Here is a 22,635-nt window from a genome sequence, read left to right on the forward strand (position 1 = left end):
GTGGCGCCGGCGCGCTTGCCCGGTCATGAAACCGCGTTTGCCATGACGGTACACAAGAGCCAGGGTTCGGAGTTCGATCGCGTGTGGCTGGTGCTGCCCGCCCGCCCTTCGGCGCTGTTTTCGCGTGCGCTCTTATATACCGGCATCACCCGTGCCAGGCACCAGTGCCGGCTGATCGGGCCGCAGGCGGGATTGACGGCCGCCTGCAAGCTGCTTGCCGAGCGCGAATCGGGCTTGGGGGCAAGGCTGTGGCTTGACAATGCACAACATTCATATTGAATTTTTATGCATAATGCACGTTGATTTTTCATCAATGGAGAGAGTCCATGTTTGGACGCGCCACGCGTAAGGCCCTAGCAGAGGCAACAGTTTCGCTGCAGGACGAGAGACAACAGCGTCAGGCGCTACAGGACAGGCTGGAGCAGATCGAGCAGGAAAGGCGCGACTTGCTTGATGAATGTGCCGCCCTGCGCAAGCAGACACTGCAGGGACAAAGCGGTCGGCAGGGTTTTGGCGAATGCCAGCAAAGTCTGGTCGGGGTGCAGCAGTCGCTGGCAGATCTGGCCGGCGAGCTGGAGGGGGATAGAGTGCGTACCGGAGATACCGTATTGGCGCTGGAGAGCAGCCTGTCGTCGGTCTTCGATATGATAAAAAGCTTCAGGGCACTGGTGGATCAGCAGGTGGGCATTGCCGGCGACATCCGTAACTTGAACCAGCATACCGGCAAGATAGGCAGTTTTGTCGAGCTGATTCGCGATGTCGCCGACCAGACCAATTTGCTGGCGCTCAATGCTGCGATTGAGGCTGCGCGGGCCGGCGAAGCAGGGCGTGGCTTTGCCGTGGTCGCCGACGAGGTGCGCAAACTGGCCGAGCGGACCAGCCAGGCTACACGCGAAATAGGCTCGCTGGTGAGCTCGATCGACGAGAGTACCCGCTCGACCAGTGTGCGGGTCGAAGCAGCGGCGAGCGAGGCCGAGCAGCACCGCAATCAGGGGGAGACGACGGCAAACAATCTGCAGGAGTTGCTGACCCTGTCGCGGGCAATGCGCGACTCGATTGCGCAAGGCGCCAATATCTCTTTTCTGGAAGTCGCGCGTCTGGATCATGTGGTGTTCAAGCTGGGTATCTACCGCACCGTGCTGACCTGCGAAGCCACAGACGCCAAACCCGAGGCGCTGAGCGATCACCACCAGTGTCGTCTTGGCCATTGGTACGAACATGGGCGCGGGCGCGACGAGTTTTCGCGCTACCCGGCATTTCGCGAGCTCGCTGCACCGCACGAGCGCGTGCATGCGGCGGGCCGTCAGGCACTGGAGGCATTTAGATCGCAGAATGATACCGATGTGACGCGTCATCTGCTGGCGATGGAAGCGGCCAGCCGCGATGTGCTGGCATTGCTCAACCGTTTGGGCGTGGATGCCGAGCCCGAGAGCTACAAGGCGCGTCAGCGTGATGTTGAGTCTTTTTCAGTTCAATGTCATTAAATAAGGGTAGAATGGCGGCGTTTTGACACCTTGGGCTTATGCCATGTCTGCCGTTGCCGAATATCTTGCCCGTGTTGCCCTTCATGATTTGTCGGCCTTCGTGCCGCTGTGGATCGGGGGGCAGGTGCTGGGGGCGGTTAATCTGCAATGGCGGGAACGGCTGCTGTCCTGTCCATCCGGCCTGTTTGCGGAACAGGGGGACGGGCTGGCCTGCCGCCTGCAAGGCTCCGTGGCGGAGAATAGTGCCGCTTTGGATGCGGCGGCGCGGCGCTGGTGCGATACCGGCTGGCTGACCGGTTGGCGCGACGAGCGTTTTGCCTGTTATCAGCTTGATGGCCGTCTCCTGTTCGAGCTGGATCGCGCCGCCTTCCGTCCCTTGGGACTGACCAGCCATGCGGCGCATATCAACGGCTTGACCCGGCTTGGCTCGGGTGAAGTGCGGATGTGGGTCGGGCGGCGCAGCCCGCACAAATCGGTAGAGCCCAACCGTATGGACAATCTGGTCGGCGGCGGCGTCGCTGCCGGCGAGAGCGTGAAGGATGCCTGCCTGCGCGAGGGCTGGGAGGAGGCCGGGATTGCGGCCGGGCGGCTGTCGCCGCTGACCGTTGCCAGCCGTATTCTGGCCGAACGCCCGGTCGCGCGCGGCCTGCACCGCGAGTGGCTGCATGCCTTCGATCTGTGGCTGCCGGAAGGTGTGCTGCCGGCCAATCAGGATGGCGAAGTGGCCGAGCATGTCCTGTTGCCGCTGTCTGAAGTCGAGGCTTTGTTGCTGCAGGAGCGCTTTATGATCGATGCCGCACTGGTGGCTATCGATTGCCTGCTGCGTCTGGGCTACTGGCAGGATGACAGCCTGGCGCTGGCGGCTATTTTTAAGGGCCTGCGCCAGTTGCCTAATACTGCCGTTCAGGCCGAGGCTGCCTACGGCTGATGCCTTTTCTGGCCGGCTTTCTTGCCGGCCATTATTCTTGTTCTTCTTCCTGTTTATTCTCTTGCCGCCTGTTTTTCCGGTTTTTGTCTGTTCGATTCAGTAATGCTTGATTTGTATCAAAATTAGCAACTGCTTGCTTCTTTTATATTGAATTGGCTTATTGTGTGTTGTGCTGCCGCGAGGCTGGCCGACGCCTGAATATCCGGACAAATCAAAAACTCGATAAATAGGGGAATCAATGGCTGCTATCACCGAGACTGCACCGCCACAGGCGCAGAGCAAGGGCTTTCTCAACACCATAGAGCGGGTCGGCAACAAGTTGCCCGACATCACCATGCTGTTCCTGTACGCCTTGTTTGTGTGCTGGGGGCTGTCGTGGGCGCTATCCTTTATCAGTTTCGACTATCGTCATCCCCTGACCGGCGACGTGATTCAGGTCGTCAATATGCTGTCGCCGGACGAACTGACCACCTTCGTCACCGTGATGGTGAAAAACTTCATCAACTTTCCGCCGCTGGGCATCACCATCGTTGCCACGCTGGGCATCGGCATTGCCGAGGGCAGCGGTTTTATTCAGGTGCTGCTGAAGAAGCTGCTCAATATCACCCCGCAGGCCATCCTGACACCGGCGGTGGTGTTTATCGGCGTGGTCAGCCATATGGCCTCCGATTCGGCCTATGTGGTGCTGATGCCGGTGTCGGCGATGATGTTTTATGCCTGCGGCCGTCATCCGCTGGCCGGCATTGCTGCCGCCTTCGCCGGGCTGGCCGGCGGCTTTACCGCCAGCTATACGCCATCGACCATCGATCCCATCATGCAGGGCTTCACCCAAGGGGCGGCGCGCATCATCGACCCGGCCTACGACGTGAACGTGCTGTGCAATTACTTTGTCAGTCTGGGCGGTACTTTCGGCGTGATCGCCGTGTGCTGGTTCATTACCGACCGCATTGTCGAGCCACGCCTGAAAGCCTCGCTGCCGCTGAACAAGGAGCTGGATACCGCCAAGGATCAGAATCTGCGTTATGTCTCGCCCGAAGAGAGCAAGGCTTTTCGCTTGGCCGGCCTGACCATGCTGGCGCTGCTGGGCGCGCTGGCTTTGCTGCTATGGCCGGAAGATTCGCTGTGGCGTGCACCGGACGGCAGCCTCACCAGCCCGAAAGCGCCGGTGATGCAGGCCATCGTGCCGCTGCTGTTCTTGATGTTCTCTATTCCGGGGCTGGTGTATGGTTATGCGGTGAAGAAGTTCAAGAGCTCGAAGGATGTAACGGCGGCGATGGAAAACATCACCCGCTCGCTGATCTCGTTCATGGTGTTTGCCTTTTTCTGCGCCCAGTTTTTGTACGCGTTCGGCCGCTCCAATATCGGTACCCTGATCGCCATCTCCGGTGCCGATTTTCTGAAAACGCTGGCGATGCCGGCCGGCTTTACCGTATTCGGCATCATCCTGCTCACGGCCAGCCTTAACCTGATCATCACCTCGGCCTCGTCCAAATGGGCAATTCTGGCGCCGGTATTCGTGCCGATGCTGATGGCGGTGGGTATCTCGCCCGAGCTGACGCAGGCGGCGTTCCGTATCTCGGATTCGGCGGTCAATGTGTCCACGCCTATGTTCGCCTTTTATCCGCTGATCATCATGTATTGCCGCCAGTACTGTAAGGATGCCGGGGTCGGCACCCTGTGCTCGATGATGCTGCCCTACACCTTCGGCCTGCTGATTGTGCTTTCGGCCACGCTCTACCTGTTCTGGGGGCTGGGCATCCCGCTGGGTTTTGATAGCGGTTATGTCTATCCGCCAGTGCGTTAACACGCGTCTGGTTGTGCGTGATGGGTGATGGCCTCTGGCCTGGCCCATCACCCATTTTGTCTTGCAAGGATTCCCGATGAAACAGCAATTGCTCGAACGCTTCCTGCGCTATGTCGCCATCTCCAGCCAGAGCGATGCCTCTGCCACTACCGTCCCTTCCACGCCGGGCCAGCTGGAACTGGCGCGCCTGTTGGCATCCGAGCTGGAAAAACTGGGGCTGGAAGACGTGCATATCGACGCGCACGGCATCCTGACTGCACGCAAGCCGGGCACCGTAGCCGGCGCGCCGCGCATCGGCTTTGTCGCGCATCTGGACACCGTCGATGTCGGCATCTCGCCCGATATCTCCCCGCAACTGGTGGCGTTCGATGGCTCGGATATCTGCCTCAACCCGCGCCATGACATCTGGCTGCGCGTGGCCGAGCACCCGGAAATCCTGCCCTACATAGGCGACGAGATTCTGGTCAGTGATGGCAGCAGCGTGCTGGGGGCCGACGACAAGGCCGCCATCACCGTGGTGATGACGCTGTTGGCCAATCTGCCTGCCGCACACGGCGACATCGTGGTCGCCTTCGTGCCGGACGAGGAAATCGGCCTCAAGGGCGCCAAGCTGCTGGATTTAGCGCGTTTTCCGGTCGACTTTGCCTACACCATCGACTGCTGCGAGCAGGGCGAACTGGTGTATGAAACCTTTAACGCTGCCTCGGTCGAGATTGCCATCCACGGCATTACCGCGCACCCGATGTCGGCCAAGGGCGTGCTGGTCAATCCGATCCGCGTCGCACACGATCTGATCGCGCATTTTGACCGCACCGATACCCCCGAGCATACCGCTGGCCGCGACGGCTACTTCTGGGTGACCGACATACAGGCCAACCCGAACAAGGCGGTGCTGAAAATGGCGATCCGTGATTTTGACCAGACCGCGTTCGAGGCGCGCAAGCGCTATATCGGCGAGGTGGTGGCACTGGTGGCGGCGCGCCATCCGCGTGCACGTATCGAGTATCGGGTGAGCGATGTGTACGCCAATATCGCCCAGTCGCTGGGCGAGGACCGTAGCGCCATCGATCTGATCTACAAGGGCATGGCCGAGCTGGGCATCACGCCTAAAGTGATCGCGATGCGTGGCGGCACTGACGGCTCGGCCCTGTCGCCACGCGGCGTGTGCACGCCCAACTACTTCACCGGTGCGCACAACTTCCACTCGATCTACGAGTTCCTGCCGATGAAGTCATTTGAAAAGTCGTATGCATTGACGCGGCGCATTGTCGAACTGGCTGCTGCGCGCAGTTGAGCCTAGACGTTCAGCGACAGCCCTGCAGCTTGTGCCTGCAGGGCTGTTTTGCTTTATGTAGCGAGGGAAGGGCAGTGAGTACGCAGTGGCCGCAACTGTTCAGCCAGTTGTGGCGTCGGCTGTAGTTGGCCCTGTGCGTTCTCGAAGAGCCAGCCCTGCGCGACCAGCTTGGCGAGCTTGCGGCGCACGGTCTCGCGGGGAATGCCGGTGACCATCGCGATCGAGTGGCCGTTAGTCGCGCGTGGCATGTTGTCTGCCTGTTGGCAACTGCAGTGCACATGCGCCCACACTTCGAGCAGCACCAGCATCATGGTCAGGTCGCCGCCAGAGAATTGATATAGCTCGCGCAGCATCGGCAGTGTCTGCTGCGTGATCTGGCAGCCGGTGCGGACAGGGGCAGAGCACGGTATGGCGTCCATCCCTCCAACCTTTCGCGGCACCAAATTGCCCATTATGGGTTTTCCTGCAAGGTTAATATTGCTTATGCATACTATAGTTGCACTGCAGCATTGGCAATTAATTATTAAATCCAGTCGGTAATTGCTTAAATAATCAGAGGGAAATGTGATGGGGAGAGAGAATAATCGGGCCGCGCTATCCATGCGTGGCAAGCTCTACGCATTGATCGCGCTGGCGATTGCCGGCCTGCTCATGCTGAGTGCGATTGCGCTGTTTGCGCAGCGCAAGGTCATGCTTGAAGACCGGATCGACAAGGTGCGGACGTTGGTCGAGTCGACGGTCAGCATGGTCAGCCACTATGAAACGCTCGCCCGCGAGGGCAAGCTGCCACAGGCCGAGGCGCAGAAGCTTGCGCTCGCGGCGATCAGCGCGCAGCGCTTCGACAAGAACGAGTACTTCTACGTGCTGGATGACGCGTTCCGGATGATTGCCCACGGCGTCAACCCTAAGTTGCTGGGCAAGCCGATGGACGGGCTGCAGGATCCGGACGGCAGTGACTTGGGGCGCCTGTTCCGCGGGGCATCGGGCGCGGGGGGCGGGCTGGTTGAATACCGCTGGGTCAAGCCGGGTAGCGAGCAGCCCGTCGACAAGATCTCCTGGCTGGGGAAGACGCCGCAGTGGGGCTGGCAGGTGGTGACCGGCATCTACGTTGACGACATCGACGCGGCCTTCTGGCGCCAGTCCACACTGTTGCTTTCCGTGGTTGGCGTACTCGCCGTGCTGCTGCTGGGAGTGAGTACCCTGATTGTGCGTAGCCTGATCCGCGGGCTCGGTGGCGAGCCGGCTTACGCAATCGAAGTGGTGCGCCGGATTGCCGCCGGGCGCCTGAACGAGCCGGTAGTGCTTGCCAGTGGCGATCGCGACAGCCTGCTCGCATCTATCGTGCAGATGCAGCAGGGGTTGCGCGAGCTGATCGGCGAGGTTACTACTGCCACGACCCAGCTCTCATCGATGTCGGTGCAGATCGAAACCTTCGCCGGTGACAACGCGCAGCAGTCGCAGCAACAGAGCCAGGCGGCGGCGGCGATGGCTGCGGCGATCGAACAGCTGACCACCAGCATCCACCACATCTCCGATAGTGCGCAGCAGGCGCACGAACAATCGCAGTTGGCGGGAGAGGAGTCGCGCCAGAGCGGCGAGGTGATTACCCGCGCAGTCAGTGAAATGGAAATGATCAGCCACGAGGTATCGGCAGCGAGCACGACCATCGGTGAACTGGCCGACAAGACCGAGTCGATCCGCAGCATCATGGAGGTGATCCGCGACGTTGCCGACCAGACTAACCTGCTGGCGCTGAATGCCGCGATCGAGGCGGCGCGTGCCGGCGAGCAGGGCCGCGGCTTCGCGGTGGTGGCCGACGAGGTGAGGAAACTTGCCGAGCGCACCTCGGCGTCAACCCAGCAGATTGGGGCGATGCTGGGTGCGATCCAGATGGTGTCCGATGCATCGCGTGCGACGATCAAGCAAGCCGTCTCGCGTGCGGGCAACGGTGTCGCACTTGCCGGTCAAGGCGGCGAGGCGGTGGAACGCATCCGCCACAGCACGGCGGGGGTGGTCGGCGTGGTCAGAGATATCTCTCACGCGCTGGGTGAGCAGAGTGAGGCGAGTAACGAGATTGCCCGTCACGTCGAGCATATTTCGCAAGGCGCTGCGTCCGGCGCCGCCGTCGCCCAGCAGACAGCGGAAGCGACCGAGGCGCTCAACCGTCTGACCCAGACACTGCGCACATCGGTCAGCCGCTTCGAGCTGTAAGCCTTTACGCCAGACAGCAGGGCAGGCCGCGGGCCTGCCCTTATGGATACCTAGAGCATGCAGGCGCTGTCAGCGCGGTTGCGTTAATCGTCGCCGGTGTCGTGCATGCGGTGGCTGGCCGAAGCATCCAGATCCAGGCCATAAATCTGCTTAAGCTGGGCGATGGTCGCCAGTGTTTCCGGCGAAAAGGGCGCTTGCCCGTCAAAAGTATGCAGGATGATGCCTTCCAGCAGGTTACCCAGCGTCATGTCTTTTTGCTCGGCCAGCGCCTTCAATACCTTGACCAGCCTTTTTTCCAGCCTGACGCCGGTCTGGATGCGCTCGACCTTGATGCTTGCCATATCCGTCATGATGTTTCCTTTGTTTGGTATGTATGTACCAAGGTAACTCTGTGCGCGGGTGTTTGGCAAGTATGATATGTGCTTTTGTGCAACGAAAAATGGCAGCAGGAGCCCACAAATCCGCGTGGTATTGGCCGAGTGTGATCAACGGAAATAAGCGAAAAGTGCGTGCTGTCTGCCTGGGCGGGGTATCAGGTGTCAATCTGCAGATTTAGATGTGCCAAGGGCTTGCCATCGTGAGACGGCAAGCCCTTGATTATTCTGGTGCACCCGACAGGGATCGAACCTGTGACCTTCAGCTTCGGAAACTGACACTCTATCCAACTGAGCTACGGATGCGGTTACAGGGCGCGATAATAGCCCACTAATGGTCTACAGTCCAGCATGGTTTCCTTTCCATGTCGATGCGCATTGCGTATAATCGCCCAAATTGTAATTGTCATTTATCTTCATCAGGCGAGACCGTATGAGTAACGAAAACAAGATCGCTCCGGCACAAATTATCAAAGTGCTGCTGGGTATCATTGCCTTTGTCGTTGTGGTGATTTATCTACTGGCCAAGCTTGCAACCAGTGGATTTGACGTCAACGCCGAAGTCATGACCAAGGAAGCCGTTGCCGCTCGCCTGAAGCCGGTGGGTGAATCTGTTGCCGGCGATCCGCCGGGTTCGCGTACCGGCGAAGGTGTGTATACCACCCTGTGTGCATCCTGCCATGATGCCGGTCTGGCCGGTTCGCCCAGGTTTGGTGATGCCGCAGCCTGGGCGCCGCGTATTGGCAAGGGTGAGACCATGCTGTTTACCCACGCCATTGGCGGCTTTAACGCCATGCCGGCGCGCGGTGGCGGTGCGGATCTGACCGACGACGAAGTCAAGCGTGCGGTGGTGTATATGGTGAATAAGTCCGGCGGCAAGTTTGCCGAGCCGGCAGCCGGTGCTGCAGCGGGCGCGTCTGCTCCGGCTGGCGAAGTAGCCGCGGCAGATCCGGCCATCGTGGGCAAGAAGGTTTACGATGCCGCCTGTGTCGCCTGTCATGCAGCCGGCGTTGCCGGTGCACCGAAGTTCGGCGACAAGACCGCTTGGGCGCCGCGTATCGCCAAGGGCGAGGACGCACTGGTTGCCTCCGGTATCAAGGGGCTGAATGCGATGCCGCCCAAGGGCACCTTCGCCGGCCCGGATGCCGAATTCAAGGCCGCCGTGCTGTACATGGTCAATGCCGCCAAGTAATCTTGCGCTGATATAGTAAAAACGCCGCTGATGCGGCGTTTTTTTATGGGAAGCCCGAAAATCTGGACGGCTGCCTATATTCAGGGCCTTATTTTTTCTTCAGGTCCAGCATGGCCGATAGTCCGGCTAGCCGCGATTTGCCCTCGTTTTTGCTGACCACCGGTTCGGCGCCGGGGCGGCCGAAGTGGCGGATATCGTCGCCGTTGATTTCCTCGATAAAACGCGACGGGTCGACAAATTGCCAGTCACCGGCGCGTTTGCGCTTGACGCAGTAGCTGAGGGTCAGGCTCTTCTGGGCGCGGGTGATGCCGACATACATCAGTCGGCGCTCTTCCTCGACCATGCCGTTATCGACCGATTCGCTGTGCGGCAGGATGCCTTCCTCGCAGCCGATCAGAAACACGTGCGGGTATTCCAGTCCTTTGGAGGCATGCAGGGTCGACATCTTGACTGCATCTACATCGCCTTCGTCGCGGCCTTCCAGCATGGTGATCAGTGCGATGGTCTGCGATAGCTCGATCAAATTCTTGCCGTCGGCCTCGCCCTTTTTCGCCAGCCAGGCGACCAGTTCCAGCACGTTTTTCCACTTGGTTTCGGCGATGCGCGGGCTGTCTTCGCTATCGAACAGCCACACCTCGTAGCCGATGGCACCCAGCATCTCCATGACCAAGGGGCCTGCTTCTTCGCGCGTGGCGCGGTATTGCAGGGTATTGATGAAGTTGCAGAACTGCTCCAGCGGTGCCAGTTGTGCCGCCTGTATCTGTTGCTGGAAGCCGGTTTCCTGAGCGGCGGCAAACAGGCTGTTGTGGCGCTGGCCGGCCCAGGCGCCCAGCTTTTCCAGTGTGGCGGCGCCGACGCCGCGCTTGGGAGTGGTCAGCGCGCGGATAAAGGCCGGGTCGTCATTGGGGTTGGTGATCAGGCGCATATAGGACAGCACGTCCTTGATTTCGGGCTTGTCGAAGAAGCTTTGCCCGCCGGACATCTGGTAGGGGATCTTCTGGTTGCGCAGTGCCTGCTCGAAGATGCGTGCCTGATAGTTGCCGCGGTAGAGGATGGCGTAGTCCTTGAACTCGGTGCGGTTCTCGAATTTGTGTGCAATCAGGCGCTGCACCACGGTTTCGGCCTCGCTTTCTTCATCCTTGCACTGCACGACATGGATGGGCTCGCCTAGGCCCAGTTCGCTCCACAGTTTTTTTTCGAACAGCTTGGGGTTGTTGGCGATCACCGAGTTGGCTGCGCGCAGGATGCGTACGCTGGAGCGGTAGTTCTGCTCCAGTTTGATGATCTTGAGTTTGGGGAAATCATCCTGCAGCAGGCGCAGGTTTTCCATATTGGCACCACGCCAGGCGTAGATGCTCTGGTCGTCGTCGCCCACTGCGGTAAACATGCCGCGCGCGCCGGTCAGCAGTTTTACCATCTGATACTGGCAGGTGTTGGTGTCCTGATATTCGTCCAGTAGCAGATAGCGCAGTTTGGCCTGCCATTTGGCCAGCACTTCGGGGTGATGACGGAATAGTTCGACCGGCAGCCGGATCAGGTCGTCGAAGTCCATTGCCTGATAGGCGGTCAGCGTCGCCTGATACGACAGGTAGACGCGTGCGCATACCATTTCCCAATCGTTGGCGGCGGCGGTGATCATCTCGTCCGGGGTGATAAAGTTGTTTTTCCACAAGGAGATCTGGCTTTGTACCTTGCGTACCTCATCCTTGGCTGTGCTTTTCAATACGTCGGAGATGATCTTGCCGGCGTCGTACGAGTCGAGGATGGAAAACTGTGGCTTGTAGCCCAGATGCGGCGCTTCCTGACGCAGGATCTGCATCCCCAGCGAGTGGAAGGTCGATACCGTCAGGCCGCGCACTTCATCGCTTGTCATCAGCTTGCTGACGCGCTCCATCATTTCGCGCGCTGCCTTGTTGGTAAAGGTGATGGCGGCGATATTGCGCGCATTCATGCCGCCATGACGGATCAGATGGGCGATCTTGAAGGTAATCACCCGCGTCTTGCCCGAGCCGGCGCCGGCCAGTACCAGCAAGGGGCCGTCAAGATAGTGGATCGCTTCGCGCTGCGGCGTATTCAGTTGTGCGGACATGGGGCTTGGGCAATTCAGGCTAGAAAAACGGGTGGGAACGGCAAGGCAAGCTGCGCATTTTAGCATGCGGCCTTGCGGTATCATGCGCTACTGACGCAAGCCAAAAATTAAAAGGAATTCTATGGCGACCTATGCCATCGGTGACATTCAGGGCTGCTTTACGTCCTTGATGCAACTCTTGCAGCGGATAGAGTTCAATCCCGGACGCGATACCCTGTGGCTGACCGGGGATCTGGTCAACCGCGGCCCGGAGTCGCTGGCCGTGCTGCGCTGGGTCTACCAGCATCAGGATGTGGTGCAGATGGTACTGGGCAATCATGACCTGCATCTGCTGGCGGTGTCGGAAGGTTTCGGCAAGCTGGGGCGCAGCGATACCCTGATGGACATCCTCAATGCCGCCGACGGCAAGCTATTGCTGGACTGGCTGCGCTGCCAGCCGCTGATGGTCGAAGGGCAGGGCTATGCCATGGTGCATGCCGGGCTGATGCCGGCGTGGACCTTGCCGCGGGCTTTGGGCTTGGCGGCCGAGGTGGAGGCGGCTCTCGCCGGCAAGGATTTTCATGCCTTTCTGGGCAAGATGTACGGCAATAAGCCGTCGCGCTGGCGTGATGATCTCAAGGGCATGGACAGATTGCGCATGGTGGTCAATGCCATGACGCGCATGCGTTTCCTGACCCGCGACGGTGCGCTGGATTTTGCCTACAAGGGCGAGCGCCCGGATGCGCCGCCCGATCTGGTGCCGTGGTTTGAAGCAAAATCGCGCCAGAGCGCCGGTTCACCCCTTATCTTCGGTCACTGGTCGGCCCTGGGTCTGCATGTGAGCGACGACGTGATGGGCATCGATACCGGTTGCCTGTGGGGCGGCAGTCTTACTGCGTTACGGCTAGAGGACAGGCAGGTGTTTGCGCAGCCGTGTCCTGCGTATCGTCAGATAGATTGAGCCCGGACAGTATTTCACGCCGTGCCGCGGCAGACAGCTGGAAGCGGGTGGCCAGCGGCTCCGCGCCGGCTTGCAGTATCTGGCCGTAATGCAGCTCCACCACCAGTTTTTTCATGGCCAGCAGCCGTTTCAGAATCTGGCCGAAGGTATGGTCGCCGACATAGGAAATGGCAGCGGTCTGCTTGCCGTTCGCATCCAGGTAACGGATGGCAACCGGCTGTACCCGGCTTTTAGCCAGCAGGGCCGACTCGAACAGCGATGCCTTGAACGGCAATAGGCCGAAGCCATCCGAGGTCGTCCCTTCCGGAAATACCGACATGCAGCCGCCCTGGGTCAGCGCTTCTGCTAACTGGCCATTGATGCGGCTGGCGTCGCGCCGGTTACTGCGGTCGATAAACAGCGTACCGCCGTTTTTAGCCATGGTGCCGACGATGGGCCAGTCACCGATTTCTTTTTTCGCAACAAAACGCGACACCGTGCCGCTACTGAGCGCAATGATATCCAGCCACGAGACATGGTTGGCCACCAGCAGGGTGTTGGGCGGGTAGAAGCCCGGGTTGTTGCCGCTTATTTTCACTTCCACGCCGAAGATGGACAGCATCTTGCGCGCCCAGGCTCGGGTGATCACGGCACGCTCTGCGTTGGCTAGGTGTGGATAGCGTATGGCCAGAATATAAAAGCCGTGGGCGATATGGGTGCTCATGCGCACAAGGCGTGCGAGTCGGGTCAGGATGGACACTTTGGGGGTCGCTGTGGTCAAAATACTCGGGCTTTCAGGAACAATCACAGGCTCGCACTCTAGCACGGCTGGCAATGTGGACAAAAGAAGCTGCTGCGCTGGCCTTGCCGGATCTGGCGTATGACGCTGCCGCAGCGCAAGCAGGCCTGCTCGCTGCGGCCATAGACAAAATAGCTTTGCTGGAAATAGCCGGGCTTGCCGATGGCGTCGACAAAATCGCGCAAGGTGCTGCCGCCGGCGGCAATGGCGCGGGTGAGTACCGTCCTGATTTCAGCCGCCAGTCGCCCGCATTCTTCCGCTGTCAGGCTGCGGGCGCTGCGGGTCGGGGCGATGCCGGCATGAAACAATGCTTCATTGGCGTAGATATTGCCGACGCCGACCACGACATGGTTGTCCATGATGGTCAGCTTGATGGCGCTACCGCGCTTGCGCGTCGCATCAAACAGCACGCTGCCGTCAAAGGCATCCGATAGCGGTTCCGGGCCTAGCTTGGTGAGCAACGGGTGCAGCAGGACTGGGCCGTATTGCCACAGCACGGCACCGAAGCGGCGCGGATCGCGGTAACGCAGAATATGGCCGTTATCCAGCAGCAGGTCGATATGGTCATGTTTTTCGATGGGGGTGTCTGCGGTAACGAAGCGCAGGCTGCCCGACATGCCCAGATGGATGATCAGCGTGCCTTGTTCGCATTCGATCAGCAGGTATTTGGCACGCCGGCCTACGTCCAAGATGCGCTGGCCGCGCAATATGGCATCAAGATCGGGGGCGACAGGCCAGCGCAGGGCCGGATTGCGCACCACAATGGCGCTGATACGGGCGCCAGTGAGCTGATTCTGGATGCCGCGGCGCGTAGTTTCGACTTCTGGGAGTTCGGGCATGATGAATATCCGGATAAGGCCATGCTATTCTACGCGCTCACCCGGGAAATTGATCGAGCATGAAATCTCACTCTGCACTATTGCCGCTGTTTACCCTGCTAGCCCTGTCCGGCTGCGCCTCGTCGCGTCTGGCGGGTACTGGCACCCCTGCCGTGCCGGTGGCCGAGGCCGCACGCGTCGAGCCTGTCTTGCCGCTCCAACCGCTGTCGCCACAGATTTTTTACGGTGTCATCGTCAGCGAAATTGCGGCCCAGCGCGGTGGAGTTGGCGCTTCGGCGCAGACCTATCTGGAGCTGGCACGCGAAGCGCGCGATCCGCGCCTGGCGCAGCGTGCTGCCGAGTTTGCCATGCTGTCGGGCCAGATTGACGCCGCGACGCAGGCGCTGACCTTATGGGTCGAACTGGATCCGGCCTCCGATGCGGCACGCGAGCAGTTGTTTATCACGCTATTGCGTGCCGGCAAACTGGCACAAAGCCGGCCATTAATAGAAAGCGTGCTTGCCGCCCGTCCCGAGCGTGCGCCTGCGGTCTTTGTCCAGCTTGCGCGCCTCGCTTCGCGCCAGCCGGATAAGGCCGCGGCTTATCAGTTGATGCGCGGCCTGACTGCCCGCTATCCCGATTTGCCCGAGGCGCGCTTTGCCTTGCTGGCTGTTGCGGCCGAGGCGGGCGATCAGGCCACCATGCAACTGGAAATGGATACGCTGGCTAGGCTAGCCCCCAAGTGGGACTTGCCGGTGGCCTGGCAGGTTGATCGCCTGCGCCGTGATAAACCCGATGCCGCACTGGCCTTGCTGAAAAGCGAGTTGGCGCGCAGACCCGAGGCCGGGATGGAAATCAGTCTGGCCTATCCGCGGCTGCTGGTGAGTGTCAAACGCTTTGCCGAGGCGCGCGATGGTTTTGTCGAACTCTTGCAGCGTTATCCGGCACAGCCTGATGTGCTGTATGCGCTGGGCTTGCTGTCATTCCAGTTGCGCGAACTGGAGGCCGCAGTTCCCTATCTGGAGCGGGCGCTCAAGGCGGGGCATCCGGAGGCTGATTATCTGCGGCTGACACTGGGGCAGGTCAACCAGGAGCTTGAGCGCGAGGATGAGGCGCGGCGCTGGTATGGTGAAGTTGGAAGGGGTGAGCACTACCTGCCGGCACAAGTGCGTCTGGCGACGCTGGATGCGCAAGGCGGCAATGTGGTTGAAGTGCTGGCGCGCATGAGCGAAATGGGTAGCGGTCTGAAGGAAAAAACCCAGGTTGCGCTATTCCAGTCTCAGATTGCACGGCAGCAAGGGCGTCTGGATCTGGCCGAGTTGCATCTGAACCGGATGCTGGCCGCCGAACCCAAGACGCCCGAGCTTTTGTACGAGCGAGCCCTGGTGCTGGAGTTGCAGGGCAAGGCGTCCGAGGCTGAACGCGACCTTAAAGCGTATTTGCTGGAAAAGCCGGATGATGCTCAAGGGCTGAATGCGCTTGGCTACCTGCTGGCCAACCGCACCACGCGTTACCGCGAAGCGCTGGTTTTGATCGAGCGTGCGCACAAGGCCGATCCGGATAATGCGATGATTCTGGATAGTCTGGGCTGGGTTTATTTCAAACTGGGGCGCAATGCCGAGGCTGTGCGTTATCTGGAACAGGCCTATCAGGTTTTGCCCGACCCGGAAGTGGCCGCCCATCTGGGCGAGGCTTTGTGGAAGGCCGGGCGCAAGGATGAGGCACGCAAACTGTGGGCACCCATGCTGGAGCGCTATCCGCAGCATGAGGTGCTGCAGGAAACCGTTAAAAGGCTGGCGCCATGAGGGTGTCGCGTGCCGCCTTATTGCTAGCGAGCTTGCTGTTGGGTGCTTGCGCCACGCGCGAGCTGCCTTTTCAAGCCCCGCTTGAGGCTGTGCCCGTTGATGCGCCGTTTAATTTGTCCGGACGCCTGTCGGTCAAGGCGGCGGGCAAGGGGCAGTTGGCGCGTTTTGACTGGTCGCATGCGCCGGCGCGCGATGAGTTATCGGTGAACAGTCCGCTGGGGACGACGGTGGCCAGGGTGACGCGTGACGCCGATGGCGTGTTGCTGGTTGCCGATGGCAAGGTCTGGCGTGCCGCCGATGTAGAAATCCTGACCGAGCAGGTATTGGGCTGGCCGTTACCGCTGGCCAATCTGGCATGGTGGGTGCGTGGCCGCGCTGCGCCCGGTATTGCCCATGAATTTCTGGCCGATGGGGCCTTGCTGCAACAAGGCTGGACCATCCGTTTTACTTCCGATGAACCGGGTGCCCTCTATCCGCAGCGTATCGATCTAGTGCGTGACGATATTGCGCTGCGGGTGATCGCCAGTGACTGGCGTGCGCCTTCCTTAACTTTGCCTGCCATTTTGCCATGAACCAGAATTACCTTGCCTTTGCCGCACCTGCCAAACTCAACCTGTCCCTGCATATCGTCGGCAAGCGCGCCGATGGCTACCATCTGCTCGATACGGTGTTCCGCTTTATCGATTTTGCCGACACGATAGAACTGGCGGTACGCGACGATGGCGAGGTCGTGCTGGTCAATCCCTTGGCCGGCGTCTTGCCCGAACATGATCTGACGGTGCGTGCCGCCCGTTTGTTGCAGCAGCATAGCGGCACGCCGCTGGGGGTGAATATCCGCCTGACGAAACGTATTCCGATGGGCGGCGGCCTGGGTGGGGGCAGCTCGGATGCGGCGACTGTACTGATTGCGCTAAACCGCTTGTGGCAAACAGGATGCACGCGCGAGCAATTGATGGCTTTGGGATTAATGCTGGGCGCGGATGTGCCTGTTTTTATTTTTGGGCGCAATGCGCGGGCAACCGGAATTGGTGAAGAACTGAGTGAAATCAAGGCTGTGGATGCCTGGTATGTGGTCATTCACCCAGGAGTTAATGTGCCTACAGCCGAAGTTTTTAAAACTTTTTCACAAAAGGTGTTGACAGGGCAAGACGAGATCTCCATAATGCGAATCCTCAAATCAACACAGCAACAGCGAAACGCGCTGCAGCAAGTGGTTTGTGAGATGTACCCGGCGGTGAACGAGGCTGTGAGCGAGCTAAGTAAACATGGTTCACCGTTGATGACTGGATCCGGAAGTTGCGTATTTCTGGAGTGTCAGTCAGAAAGCCAGGCAAACAGAATTTTTACGACGTTGTCGAATCGGTTTGACGGGTTTGTTGCCAGAGGGTTAGGCCAGCACCCGTTATACGACAAGGTCTGAATCAGTTTTACTGGGGAGTCGCCAAGTGGTAAGGCACCGGATTTTGATTCCGGCATTCGTAGGTTCGATCCCTACCTCCCCAGCCATAAATCAAAAGCAAAAAAGCGAGTAAGTATTTCTTACTCGCTTTTTCTTTATCTTCAGCTCAGTGACAGGCGATTGGTGATGGCGGCTTACGACAGTTTGATGGTTTTTACCGGAACAGCAAATCCGGAACTCGCACAAAACGTGGTTAAACACCTCGATATTTCGATGGGACGGGCCGATGTCGGCAAGTTCAGCGATGGCGAGGTGGCGGTGGAACTGCTGGAGAACGTACGCGGTCGCGACGTTTTCATTCTGCAGTCCACCTGTGCGCCGACCAACGATAATCTGATGGAAATCCTCACCATGGCCGACGCGCTCAAGCGCGCTTCGGCCGGTCGCATTACCGCAGCCATTCCTTACTTCGGTTATGCCCGCCAGGATCGTCGTCCGCGTTCTGCCCGGGTGCCGATTACGGCCAAACTGGTTGCCAATATGCTGACCAGCGCCGGCATCGACCGGGTACTGACTGTCGACCTGCACGCCGACCAGATCCAGGGCTTCTTCGATATGCCGGTGGATAACGTCTACGCGACACCGGTGTTGCTGAAGGACATCCGTGCCCAGCGCATTGATGACCTGATCGTGGTGAGCCCGGACGTAGGTGGCGTGGTGCGTGCGCGTGCCGTTGCCAAGGCACTGAATACCGATCTGGCCATTATCGACAAGCGTCGCCCCAAGGCCAATGTGGCCGAGGTGATGAATATCATTGGTGATGTGTCGGGCCGTACCTGCCTGATCGTCGATGATATGATCGACACTGCCAACACCCTGTGCAAGGCGGCTTCCGCGCTGAAAGAGCGTGGTGCCCAGCGCGTGCTGGCCTATGCCACCCACGCCATTTTCTCCGGCCAGGCTGTGGAACGCATCAATAATTCGGACATCGACCAGGTTGTTGTCACCGACACCATTCCGCTCTCGGCTGCTGCCAAGGAAACGACGCGTATCCGCGTGGTCTCCATCGCCGGTCTGATCGCGGAAACGCTGCGTCGCATCAACAATGAAGAGTCGGTGTCCTACCTCTTTAATGAGGATCTGGTTTCGTCGGGCGCTTGCCTGCCGTAACGGCACGGCCACTGGTCGCGGTGGCGTGCTGCTTTTAACTTGAAATGAAGGAAACACCATGTCTTACGAACTGATTGCTGCCAAGCGCGAAGAGCTGGGTACGGGTGCGAGCCGCCGCCTGCGTCACGCTAGCAAGCTGCCTGCTGTTGTATACGGCGACAACAAAGATGCCGTATCCATCACCATGGATCACAACCCAATGTTCTACGCGTTGAAGCAAGAAGCTTTCCACGCCAGCGTAATCGATCTGGTGATCGACGGCGTTAAAGAACAGGTTCTGCTGCGTGACTTCAACATGCACCCGGTTAAGCCGATGGTGATGCATGCTGACTTCCAGCGCGTAAACCCGAACGAAAAAGTGCACGTTAAAGTGTCCCTGCACTTCGTAGGCGCCGACACCTGCCCAGCAGTCAAGCTGCACAGCGGCCGTATCAGCCACGTGACCACCGAAGTTGAAGTGTGCGCGTTGCCAGCCAACCTGCCTACGCACCTCGACGTTGACCTGTCGGCTATGATCGCCGGCCAGATCGTTCACCTGTCCGATCTGAAACTGCCAGAAGGCGTTGAACTCGCGGCTCTGCTGCGTGGCAAAAATGCAACCGTTGCTTCGGCTACCGGTGTTATCGTCGAATAATTCGGCGTGTAACAAATCAGGCTCGCTGCGTTCCTTTCGGGACCGCAGCGGGCTTTTTTATTGGGCAAAGGCCGTTTCCCTGCCTGATTGGAATATGCGATGTCAGCAATTCGCCTGATTGTCGGTCTTGGCAACCCCGGGGCCGAATATGAAAAAACCCGCCATAATGCCGGCTTCTGGCTGGTAGACGAACTGGCATGGAAGCTTAAGGCGCCGCAGCTTGGCCCCGAAGGCAAGTTTTTTGGCGAGGCCAGCCGGGTCAAGCTGGATGGCGAAGACCTGTGGCTGCTCAAGCCGATGACCTATATGAACCTGTCCGGCCAGTCGGTCGGCGCCCTGGCGCGTTTTTACAAGATCGCACCGGAAGAGGTGCTGGTCGTGCATGACGAGCTTGACCTTGATCCCGGCGTCGCCAAACTCAAACAGGGCGGTGGTCATGGTGGTCATAATGGCCTGAAGGATATTATCGCCAAGCTGGGTACGCCCAATTTTTGGCGCTTGCGTATCGGTATTGGCCACCCCGGTGATCGCGCCGAGGTGGTCAACTTCGTTCTGAAAAAGCCGCGCGCCGAAGAGCAGCAAGTGATTGATGATGCCATTGGCCGGGCGCTGGCCATCCTGCCGCAGGCCATTGCCGGCGACATGCCCGGCGCGATGAAGTTGCTGCATACTGTAGCCAAAGCGTGAGTCACCGCTCAGGCACACACTACTGAATCATACGAGTAAAGGAATTCCCATGAGTCTGCAATGCGGCATCGTCGGCCTGCCCAACGTCGGCAAGTCCACCCTATTTAATGCACTGACCAAGGCCGGTATCGAAGCGGCCAACTACCCGTTCTGTACCATCGAACCCAACGTCGGCATCGTTGAAGTACCCGACCAGCGTCTGGCTGCGCTGGCCAAGATCATCAATCCGCAAAAAATCCAGCCTGCCATCGTTGAATTCGTCGATATCGCCGGTCTGGTTGCCGGTGCGTCCAAGGGTGAGGGCCTGGGTAACCAGTTCCTGGCCAATATCCGTGAAACCGATGCCATCGTGAACGTGGTGCGCTGCTTTGACGACGACAATGTGATTCACGTCGCCGGTAAGGTCGACCCGATCGCTGACTTGGAAACCATCGGTATCGAGCTGGCGCTGGCCGATATGTCGGCGGTGGAAAAAGCCATCGTACGCGAAAGCAAGAAGGGCCGCTCCGGCGACAAGGATGCGCAAAAGCTGGTCGCCTTGCTGGAAAAGCTGCTGCCGCACCTGAACGAAGGCAAGCCGGTACGCGCTTTCAAGCTGGATGATGAAGAAAAGGCCATGCTTAAGCCCTTGTGCCTGTTGACCATCAAGCCGGCGATGTATGTGGCCAACGTGGCCGAAGACGGTTTCGAGAACAATCCGCATCTGGACAAGCTCAAGGCGCTGGCCGATGCAGAAGGCGCGCCCGTCGTGGCCGTCTGTGCGGCGATCGAATCCGAAATCGCCGATCTGGATGATGAAGACAAGGCTGAATTCCTTGCCGACATGGGCCTGCAAGAGCCGGGTCTGGATAGGCTGATCCGGGGTGCTTATAAGCTCTTGGGCCTGCAGACCTACTTTACTGCCGGGGTGAAAGAAGTTCGCGCCTGGACCATCCATGTGGGCGATACCGCGCCACAGGCTGCCGGTGTGATTCACACCGATTTCGAGCGCGGTTTTATTCGCGCCCAGACCATCGCCTACGATGACTTCATCAGCTATGGTGGCGAAGCCAAGGCTAAGGAAGCCGGCAAGATGCGTGCTGAAGGCAAGGAATATGTAGTGCAGGATGGTGACGTGCTGAACTTCCTGTTCAACGTCTAATTTTACTCCGCACGACTACAGCCCGGCAGCTCATCCTTGCCGGGCTATTTTCATTTAAAGGAGTGGTGATGGCTATCAGTTGGCTGGCTGTACTCAAGAGTGTGCCGTGGGCAGATGTAGTCAGCAATGCACCGGTGATTGCCGAGGGGGCAAAAAAGCTATGGAAAAAAACCGTAGCCAAAACACCGCCCCCGGTGGCTGAAGTAGTCGTATCGCCAGTGGATGCGGTGCCTGAGCATGATCAGGCGATGGTACAGCGTGATGCGCGTCTGGCCGCGCTGGAAAGTACCGTGGCCGACTTGCAGCAGCAGATGCTGGCCTCATCCGAACTGATCACGGCCTTGGCCGGGCAGAATAACCAGTTGGTGCAGCGTATTGATCTCTTGCGCCGGCGTGCGTTATGGGTCGGCATGGTATTGGCTGGCAGCATTGTGTTGCTGGCAGTCGCTGTTTTTTAGATAGTGAATATTTGCGACTCGGATATATAAAATATACTTAATATGTATGTGGGGCTGGAGTAAAAGAAGCAGGCTTGTTATAGTTCGTATCGGTTTATTGATACCATGCCAAATAACAAAAGGTTATAACGATATGAAGAAGAGCCTGCCCCTTATTGCCCTGCTGTTGTTGGGTTCCCATGCCTTTGCCGCCGATCTGCTGGACACGGTCAAGCAGCGCGGCACGCTGATTATTGCGCTGGAAGGGACATACCCGCCATTCAACTTCAAGGACAAGCAGCAGCAACTGACCGGTTTCGAGGTCGAACTGGGTAACGAGATTGCCAAGCGCCTGAAAGTGAAACCGCAGTTTGTGACCGGAGAGTGGAGCGGCTTGTTGGCCGGCTTGTCATCGGGCAAGTTCGATGTGGTGATGAACCAGGTTTCGATTACCGATGCACGCAAGAAAGTTTTCGATTTCAGCCAGCCCTATACCGTGTCCAGTGCGCAGCTGATTGTCCGCAAGAACGAAGCGCGCAAGCTCTCGACGCCGGATGAGCTCAAGGGCAAGAAGATAGGGGTAGGGCAGGGCAGTAATTATGCCGATCTGGCCAAGGGTATGGCCGGGGTCGAAGTGAAGACCTATCCGGGGGCGCCGGAATATCTGCAGGATCTGGCCAGTGGCCGTGTGGATGCCGCGCTGAACGACAGCCTGCTGATTCCGTTTGCGATCAAGGAGTCACGTCTGCCGGTTAAAGCCGGTGCGCCTGTCGGCGGCCTGACCCAGATGGGCATTCCGTTTGCACGCAATAATCCGGCATTCAAGGCGGCGCTGGACAAGACCCTGTCTGCGATGCAGGCCGATGGTACCTTGGGCAAGATCTCGTTCAAGTGGTTTGGTACCGACGTATCCAAGGCACCGCAAGCCCGTTAACCGGTTCATCCGGCCGGTTTGCCCATGCATGGCAGGCGAGGCCGGGTATTGGGCGCCCCGCATACGCGGGGCGTTCTGTTTTAAGCGTGCATCGGCGCGCTGGAGGATGTAGTCATGGAGTGGCTGGAACTATTGGAGCTGGCGTTGCCGGTGATGCTCAAGGGCGCCTGGTATACGCTGCTGTTTGCACTGGCCAGCATGGTGTTGGGTCTGATGCTGGGTTTTTCCGTCGCGCTGATCCGCGTGGCCCGCTTGCCGGTATTGAGCCAGATCGCCGCGGTCTATGTGAGCGCCATGCGTGGCACGCCGCTGCTGGTGCAGATTTTCGTCATCTATTACGGCCTGCCCGGTATCGGTATCGAGTTTGATCCGGTCACAGCCGGCATTCTGGCCTTGACGCTGAATGTGTCGGCCTATCTGTCCGAGAGTATGCGCGGCGCTATTGTCGGCGTGAGTCAGGGCCAGTGGCAGGCGGCGCAGTCGCTGGGTTTTGGCTGGTGGCAGAGCATGCGCTAC

Annotated in this window: 23 protein-coding genes, 2 tRNA genes and 1 pseudogene; 20 read left to right on the forward strand and 6 right to left on the reverse strand. The window is 59.2% G+C overall.

Annotated elements, in window-relative coordinates; all coding sequences use genetic code 11:
- The 6 genes and pseudogenes from ACRC1E_RS12790 to pepT form a co-directional block, all read left to right on the forward strand.
- A partial coding sequence (locus tag ACRC1E_RS12790; RefSeq protein ID WP_438515475.1) for an ATP-binding domain-containing protein occupies positions 1-279 on the forward strand: 279 nt, incomplete at its 5' end.
- A gap of 449 nt (positions 280-728) precedes the next feature.
- Positions 729-995, forward strand: a pseudogene (locus tag ACRC1E_RS12795) (methyl-accepting chemotaxis protein); the annotation flags it as partial.
- A gap of 48 nt (positions 996-1,043) precedes the next feature.
- Positions 1,044-1,484, forward strand: a complete 441-nt coding sequence (locus tag ACRC1E_RS12800; RefSeq protein WP_438515498.1) for a CZB domain-containing protein — start codon at positions 1,044-1,046, stop codon at positions 1,482-1,484.
- A gap of 43 nt (positions 1,485-1,527) precedes the next feature.
- The gene (locus tag ACRC1E_RS12805; RefSeq protein WP_438515477.1) at positions 1,528-2,412 is read left to right on the forward strand and encodes a DUF4743 domain-containing protein; all 885 of its coding nucleotides are present in this window, start codon (positions 1,528-1,530) and stop codon (positions 2,410-2,412) included.
- A 238-nt stretch (positions 2,413-2,650) separates the two neighbouring features.
- Positions 2,651-4,216, forward strand: coding sequence for an AbgT family transporter (locus tag ACRC1E_RS12810; RefSeq protein WP_438515478.1), 1,566 nt, complete (start codon positions 2,651-2,653; stop codon positions 4,214-4,216).
- Positions 4,217-4,292: 76 nt separating this feature from the next.
- Positions 4,293-5,510, forward strand: coding sequence for a peptidase T (pepT, locus tag ACRC1E_RS12815; protein WP_438515479.1), 1,218 nt, complete (start codon positions 4,293-4,295; stop codon positions 5,508-5,510).
- A 53-nt stretch (positions 5,511-5,563) separates the two neighbouring features.
- Here pepT and ACRC1E_RS12820 read toward each other — a convergent pair whose 3' ends face one another.
- On the reverse strand, positions 5,564-5,929 hold the full coding sequence (locus tag ACRC1E_RS12820; protein ID WP_438515480.1) for a hypothetical protein: 366 nt from the start codon (positions 5,927-5,929) through the stop codon (positions 5,564-5,566).
- 148 nt (positions 5,930-6,077) lie between these two features.
- Here ACRC1E_RS12820 and ACRC1E_RS12825 point away from each other — a divergent pair, with 148 nt between their 5' ends.
- Entirely contained in the window at positions 6,078-7,721 is a 1,644-nt protein-coding gene (locus tag ACRC1E_RS12825) for a methyl-accepting chemotaxis protein (RefSeq protein ID WP_438515481.1), read from the forward strand.
- 83 nt (positions 7,722-7,804) lie between these two features.
- On the opposite strand, the gene ACRC1E_RS12830 is transcribed toward ACRC1E_RS12825, so the two are convergent.
- Positions 7,805-8,071, reverse strand: coding sequence for a hypothetical protein (locus ACRC1E_RS12830; RefSeq protein WP_438515482.1), 267 nt, complete (start codon positions 8,069-8,071; stop codon positions 7,805-7,807).
- Between the two features lie 253 nt (positions 8,072-8,324).
- Positions 8,325-8,401 (reverse strand) — tRNA-Arg (locus tag ACRC1E_RS12835).
- 127 nt (positions 8,402-8,528) lie between these two features.
- Between ACRC1E_RS12835 and ACRC1E_RS12840 the strand changes: the two genes are divergently transcribed.
- Entirely contained in the window at positions 8,529-9,287 is a 759-nt protein-coding gene (locus ACRC1E_RS12840; protein WP_438515483.1) for a c-type cytochrome, read from the forward strand.
- 88 nt (positions 9,288-9,375) lie between these two features.
- Here the strand turns inward: ACRC1E_RS12840 and ACRC1E_RS12845 are convergent, their stop codons facing one another.
- Complete coding sequence (locus ACRC1E_RS12845; RefSeq protein ID WP_438515484.1) at positions 9,376-11,376, reverse strand: UvrD-helicase domain-containing protein; 2,001 nt, start codon at positions 11,374-11,376, stop codon at positions 9,376-9,378.
- 121 nt (positions 11,377-11,497) lie between these two features.
- Between ACRC1E_RS12845 and ACRC1E_RS12850 the strand changes: the two genes are divergently transcribed.
- Positions 11,498-12,316 carry a symmetrical bis(5'-nucleosyl)-tetraphosphatase gene (locus ACRC1E_RS12850; protein ID WP_438515485.1) on the forward strand — a complete coding sequence of 273 codons (819 nt, stop codon included), beginning with the start codon at positions 11,498-11,500 and terminating at the stop codon, positions 12,314-12,316.
- Here the strand turns inward: ACRC1E_RS12850 and ACRC1E_RS12855 are convergent.
- Both ACRC1E_RS12855 and mutM read right to left on the reverse strand, forming a co-directional pair.
- A complete protein-coding gene (locus tag ACRC1E_RS12855; protein WP_438515486.1) occupies positions 12,246-13,103 on the reverse strand; it encodes a lysophospholipid acyltransferase family protein in 858 nt (285 codons plus the stop codon). The two genes, ACRC1E_RS12850 and ACRC1E_RS12855, sit on opposite strands and share 71 nt — an antisense overlap.
- An 11-nt stretch (positions 13,104-13,114) precedes the next feature.
- The gene (gene mutM, locus ACRC1E_RS12860; RefSeq protein ID WP_438515487.1) at positions 13,115-13,933 is read right to left on the reverse strand and encodes a bifunctional DNA-formamidopyrimidine glycosylase/DNA-(apurinic or apyrimidinic site) lyase; all 819 of its coding nucleotides are present in this window, start codon (positions 13,931-13,933) and stop codon (positions 13,115-13,117) included.
- A gap of 59 nt (positions 13,934-13,992) precedes the next feature.
- On the opposite strand from mutM, the gene ACRC1E_RS12865 reads away from it, so the two are divergent.
- The 11 genes from ACRC1E_RS12865 to ACRC1E_RS12915 form a co-directional block, all read left to right on the forward strand.
- On the forward strand, positions 13,993-15,717 hold the full coding sequence (locus ACRC1E_RS12865; RefSeq protein WP_438515488.1) for a tetratricopeptide repeat protein: 1,725 nt from the start codon (positions 13,993-13,995) through the stop codon (positions 15,715-15,717).
- The gene (locus ACRC1E_RS12870) at positions 15,714-16,289 is read left to right on the forward strand and encodes an outer membrane lipoprotein LolB (RefSeq protein ID WP_438515489.1); all 576 of its coding nucleotides are present in this window, start codon (positions 15,714-15,716) and stop codon (positions 16,287-16,289) included. Before ACRC1E_RS12865 ends, ACRC1E_RS12870 begins: the two co-directional genes overlap by 4 nt.
- Positions 16,286-17,137, forward strand: coding sequence for a 4-(cytidine 5'-diphospho)-2-C-methyl-D-erythritol kinase (ispE, locus tag ACRC1E_RS12875; protein WP_438515490.1), 852 nt, complete (start codon positions 16,286-16,288; stop codon positions 17,135-17,137). The genes ACRC1E_RS12870 and ispE overlap by 4 nt, the downstream gene beginning before the upstream one ends.
- Positions 17,138-17,148: 11 nt before the next feature.
- Positions 17,149-17,223 (forward strand) — tRNA-Gln (locus ACRC1E_RS12880).
- Between the two features lie 79 nt (positions 17,224-17,302).
- Entirely contained in the window at positions 17,303-18,286 is a 984-nt protein-coding gene (locus ACRC1E_RS12885) for a ribose-phosphate pyrophosphokinase (RefSeq protein WP_438515491.1), read from the forward strand.
- Between the two features lie 58 nt (positions 18,287-18,344).
- Complete coding sequence (locus ACRC1E_RS12890) at positions 18,345-18,920, forward strand: 50S ribosomal protein L25/general stress protein Ctc (RefSeq protein ID WP_438515492.1); 576 nt, start codon at positions 18,345-18,347, stop codon at positions 18,918-18,920.
- A 99-nt stretch (positions 18,921-19,019) separates the two neighbouring features.
- Positions 19,020-19,607 (forward strand): aminoacyl-tRNA hydrolase, encoded by a 588-nt coding sequence (gene pth / locus ACRC1E_RS12895; RefSeq protein WP_438515493.1) that lies wholly within the window; start codon positions 19,020-19,022, stop codon positions 19,605-19,607.
- 49 nt (positions 19,608-19,656) lie between these two features.
- Positions 19,657-20,748 (forward strand): redox-regulated ATPase YchF, encoded by a 1,092-nt coding sequence (ychF, locus tag ACRC1E_RS12900; protein WP_438515494.1) that lies wholly within the window; start codon positions 19,657-19,659, stop codon positions 20,746-20,748.
- A gap of 68 nt (positions 20,749-20,816) precedes the next feature.
- A complete protein-coding gene (locus ACRC1E_RS12905; protein ID WP_438515495.1) occupies positions 20,817-21,206 on the forward strand; it encodes a hypothetical protein in 390 nt (129 codons plus the stop codon).
- A 133-nt stretch (positions 21,207-21,339) separates the two neighbouring features.
- Positions 21,340-22,119, forward strand: coding sequence for a transporter substrate-binding domain-containing protein (locus ACRC1E_RS12910; RefSeq protein WP_438515496.1), 780 nt, complete (start codon positions 21,340-21,342; stop codon positions 22,117-22,119).
- 114 nt (positions 22,120-22,233) lie between these two features.
- The coding region (locus ACRC1E_RS12915; RefSeq protein WP_438515497.1) for an amino acid ABC transporter permease at positions 22,234-22,635 on the forward strand (402 nt) is incomplete at its 3' end.

The sequence above is a fragment of the Craterilacuibacter sp. genome (assembly GCF_051659485.1).
GTDB lineage: Bacteria > Pseudomonadota > Gammaproteobacteria > Burkholderiales > Chromobacteriaceae > Craterilacuibacter.

Bases quoted from the DNA above. Each gene is read 5' to 3' on its own strand.
- ACRC1E_RS12870 (WP_438515489.1), top strand. From the start codon at position 15,714: ATGAGGGTGTCGCGTGCCGCCTTATTGCTAGCGAGCTTGCTGTTGGGT.
- ACRC1E_RS12885 (WP_438515491.1), top strand. From the start codon at position 17,303: ATGGCGGCTTACGACAGTTTGATGGTTTTTACCGGAACAGCAAATCCG.
- mutM (WP_438515487.1), bottom strand. From the start codon at position 13,933: ATGCCCGAACTCCCAGAAGTCGAAACTACGCGCCGCGGCATCCAGAAT.
- ACRC1E_RS12800 (WP_438515498.1), top strand. From the start codon at position 1,044: ATGCGCGACTCGATTGCGCAAGGCGCCAATATCTCTTTTCTGGAAGTC.
- pepT (WP_438515479.1), top strand. From the start codon at position 4,293: ATGAAACAGCAATTGCTCGAACGCTTCCTGCGCTATGTCGCCATCTCC.
- ACRC1E_RS12905 (WP_438515495.1), top strand. From the start codon at position 20,817: ATGGCTATCAGTTGGCTGGCTGTACTCAAGAGTGTGCCGTGGGCAGAT.
- ACRC1E_RS12865 (WP_438515488.1), top strand. From the start codon at position 13,993: ATGAAATCTCACTCTGCACTATTGCCGCTGTTTACCCTGCTAGCCCTG.
- ACRC1E_RS12805 (WP_438515477.1), top strand. From the start codon at position 1,528: ATGTCTGCCGTTGCCGAATATCTTGCCCGTGTTGCCCTTCATGATTTG.
- ACRC1E_RS12820 (WP_438515480.1), bottom strand. From the start codon at position 5,929: ATGGACGCCATACCGTGCTCTGCCCCTGTCCGCACCGGCTGCCAGATC.
- ACRC1E_RS12825 (WP_438515481.1), top strand. From the start codon at position 6,078: ATGGGGAGAGAGAATAATCGGGCCGCGCTATCCATGCGTGGCAAGCTC.
- ACRC1E_RS12810 (WP_438515478.1), top strand. From the start codon at position 2,651: ATGGCTGCTATCACCGAGACTGCACCGCCACAGGCGCAGAGCAAGGGC.
- ACRC1E_RS12830 (WP_438515482.1), bottom strand. From the start codon at position 8,071: ATGACGGATATGGCAAGCATCAAGGTCGAGCGCATCCAGACCGGCGTC.
- ACRC1E_RS12840 (WP_438515483.1), top strand. From the start codon at position 8,529: ATGAGTAACGAAAACAAGATCGCTCCGGCACAAATTATCAAAGTGCTG.
- pth (WP_438515493.1), top strand. From the start codon at position 19,020: ATGTCAGCAATTCGCCTGATTGTCGGTCTTGGCAACCCCGGGGCCGAA.
- ychF (WP_438515494.1), top strand. From the start codon at position 19,657: ATGAGTCTGCAATGCGGCATCGTCGGCCTGCCCAACGTCGGCAAGTCC.
- ACRC1E_RS12850 (WP_438515485.1), top strand. From the start codon at position 11,498: ATGGCGACCTATGCCATCGGTGACATTCAGGGCTGCTTTACGTCCTTG.
- ACRC1E_RS12910 (WP_438515496.1), top strand. From the start codon at position 21,340: ATGAAGAAGAGCCTGCCCCTTATTGCCCTGCTGTTGTTGGGTTCCCAT.
- ACRC1E_RS12845 (WP_438515484.1), bottom strand. From the start codon at position 11,376: ATGTCCGCACAACTGAATACGCCGCAGCGCGAAGCGATCCACTATCTT.
- ACRC1E_RS12890 (WP_438515492.1), top strand. From the start codon at position 18,345: ATGTCTTACGAACTGATTGCTGCCAAGCGCGAAGAGCTGGGTACGGGT.
- ispE (WP_438515490.1), top strand. From the start codon at position 16,286: ATGAACCAGAATTACCTTGCCTTTGCCGCACCTGCCAAACTCAACCTG.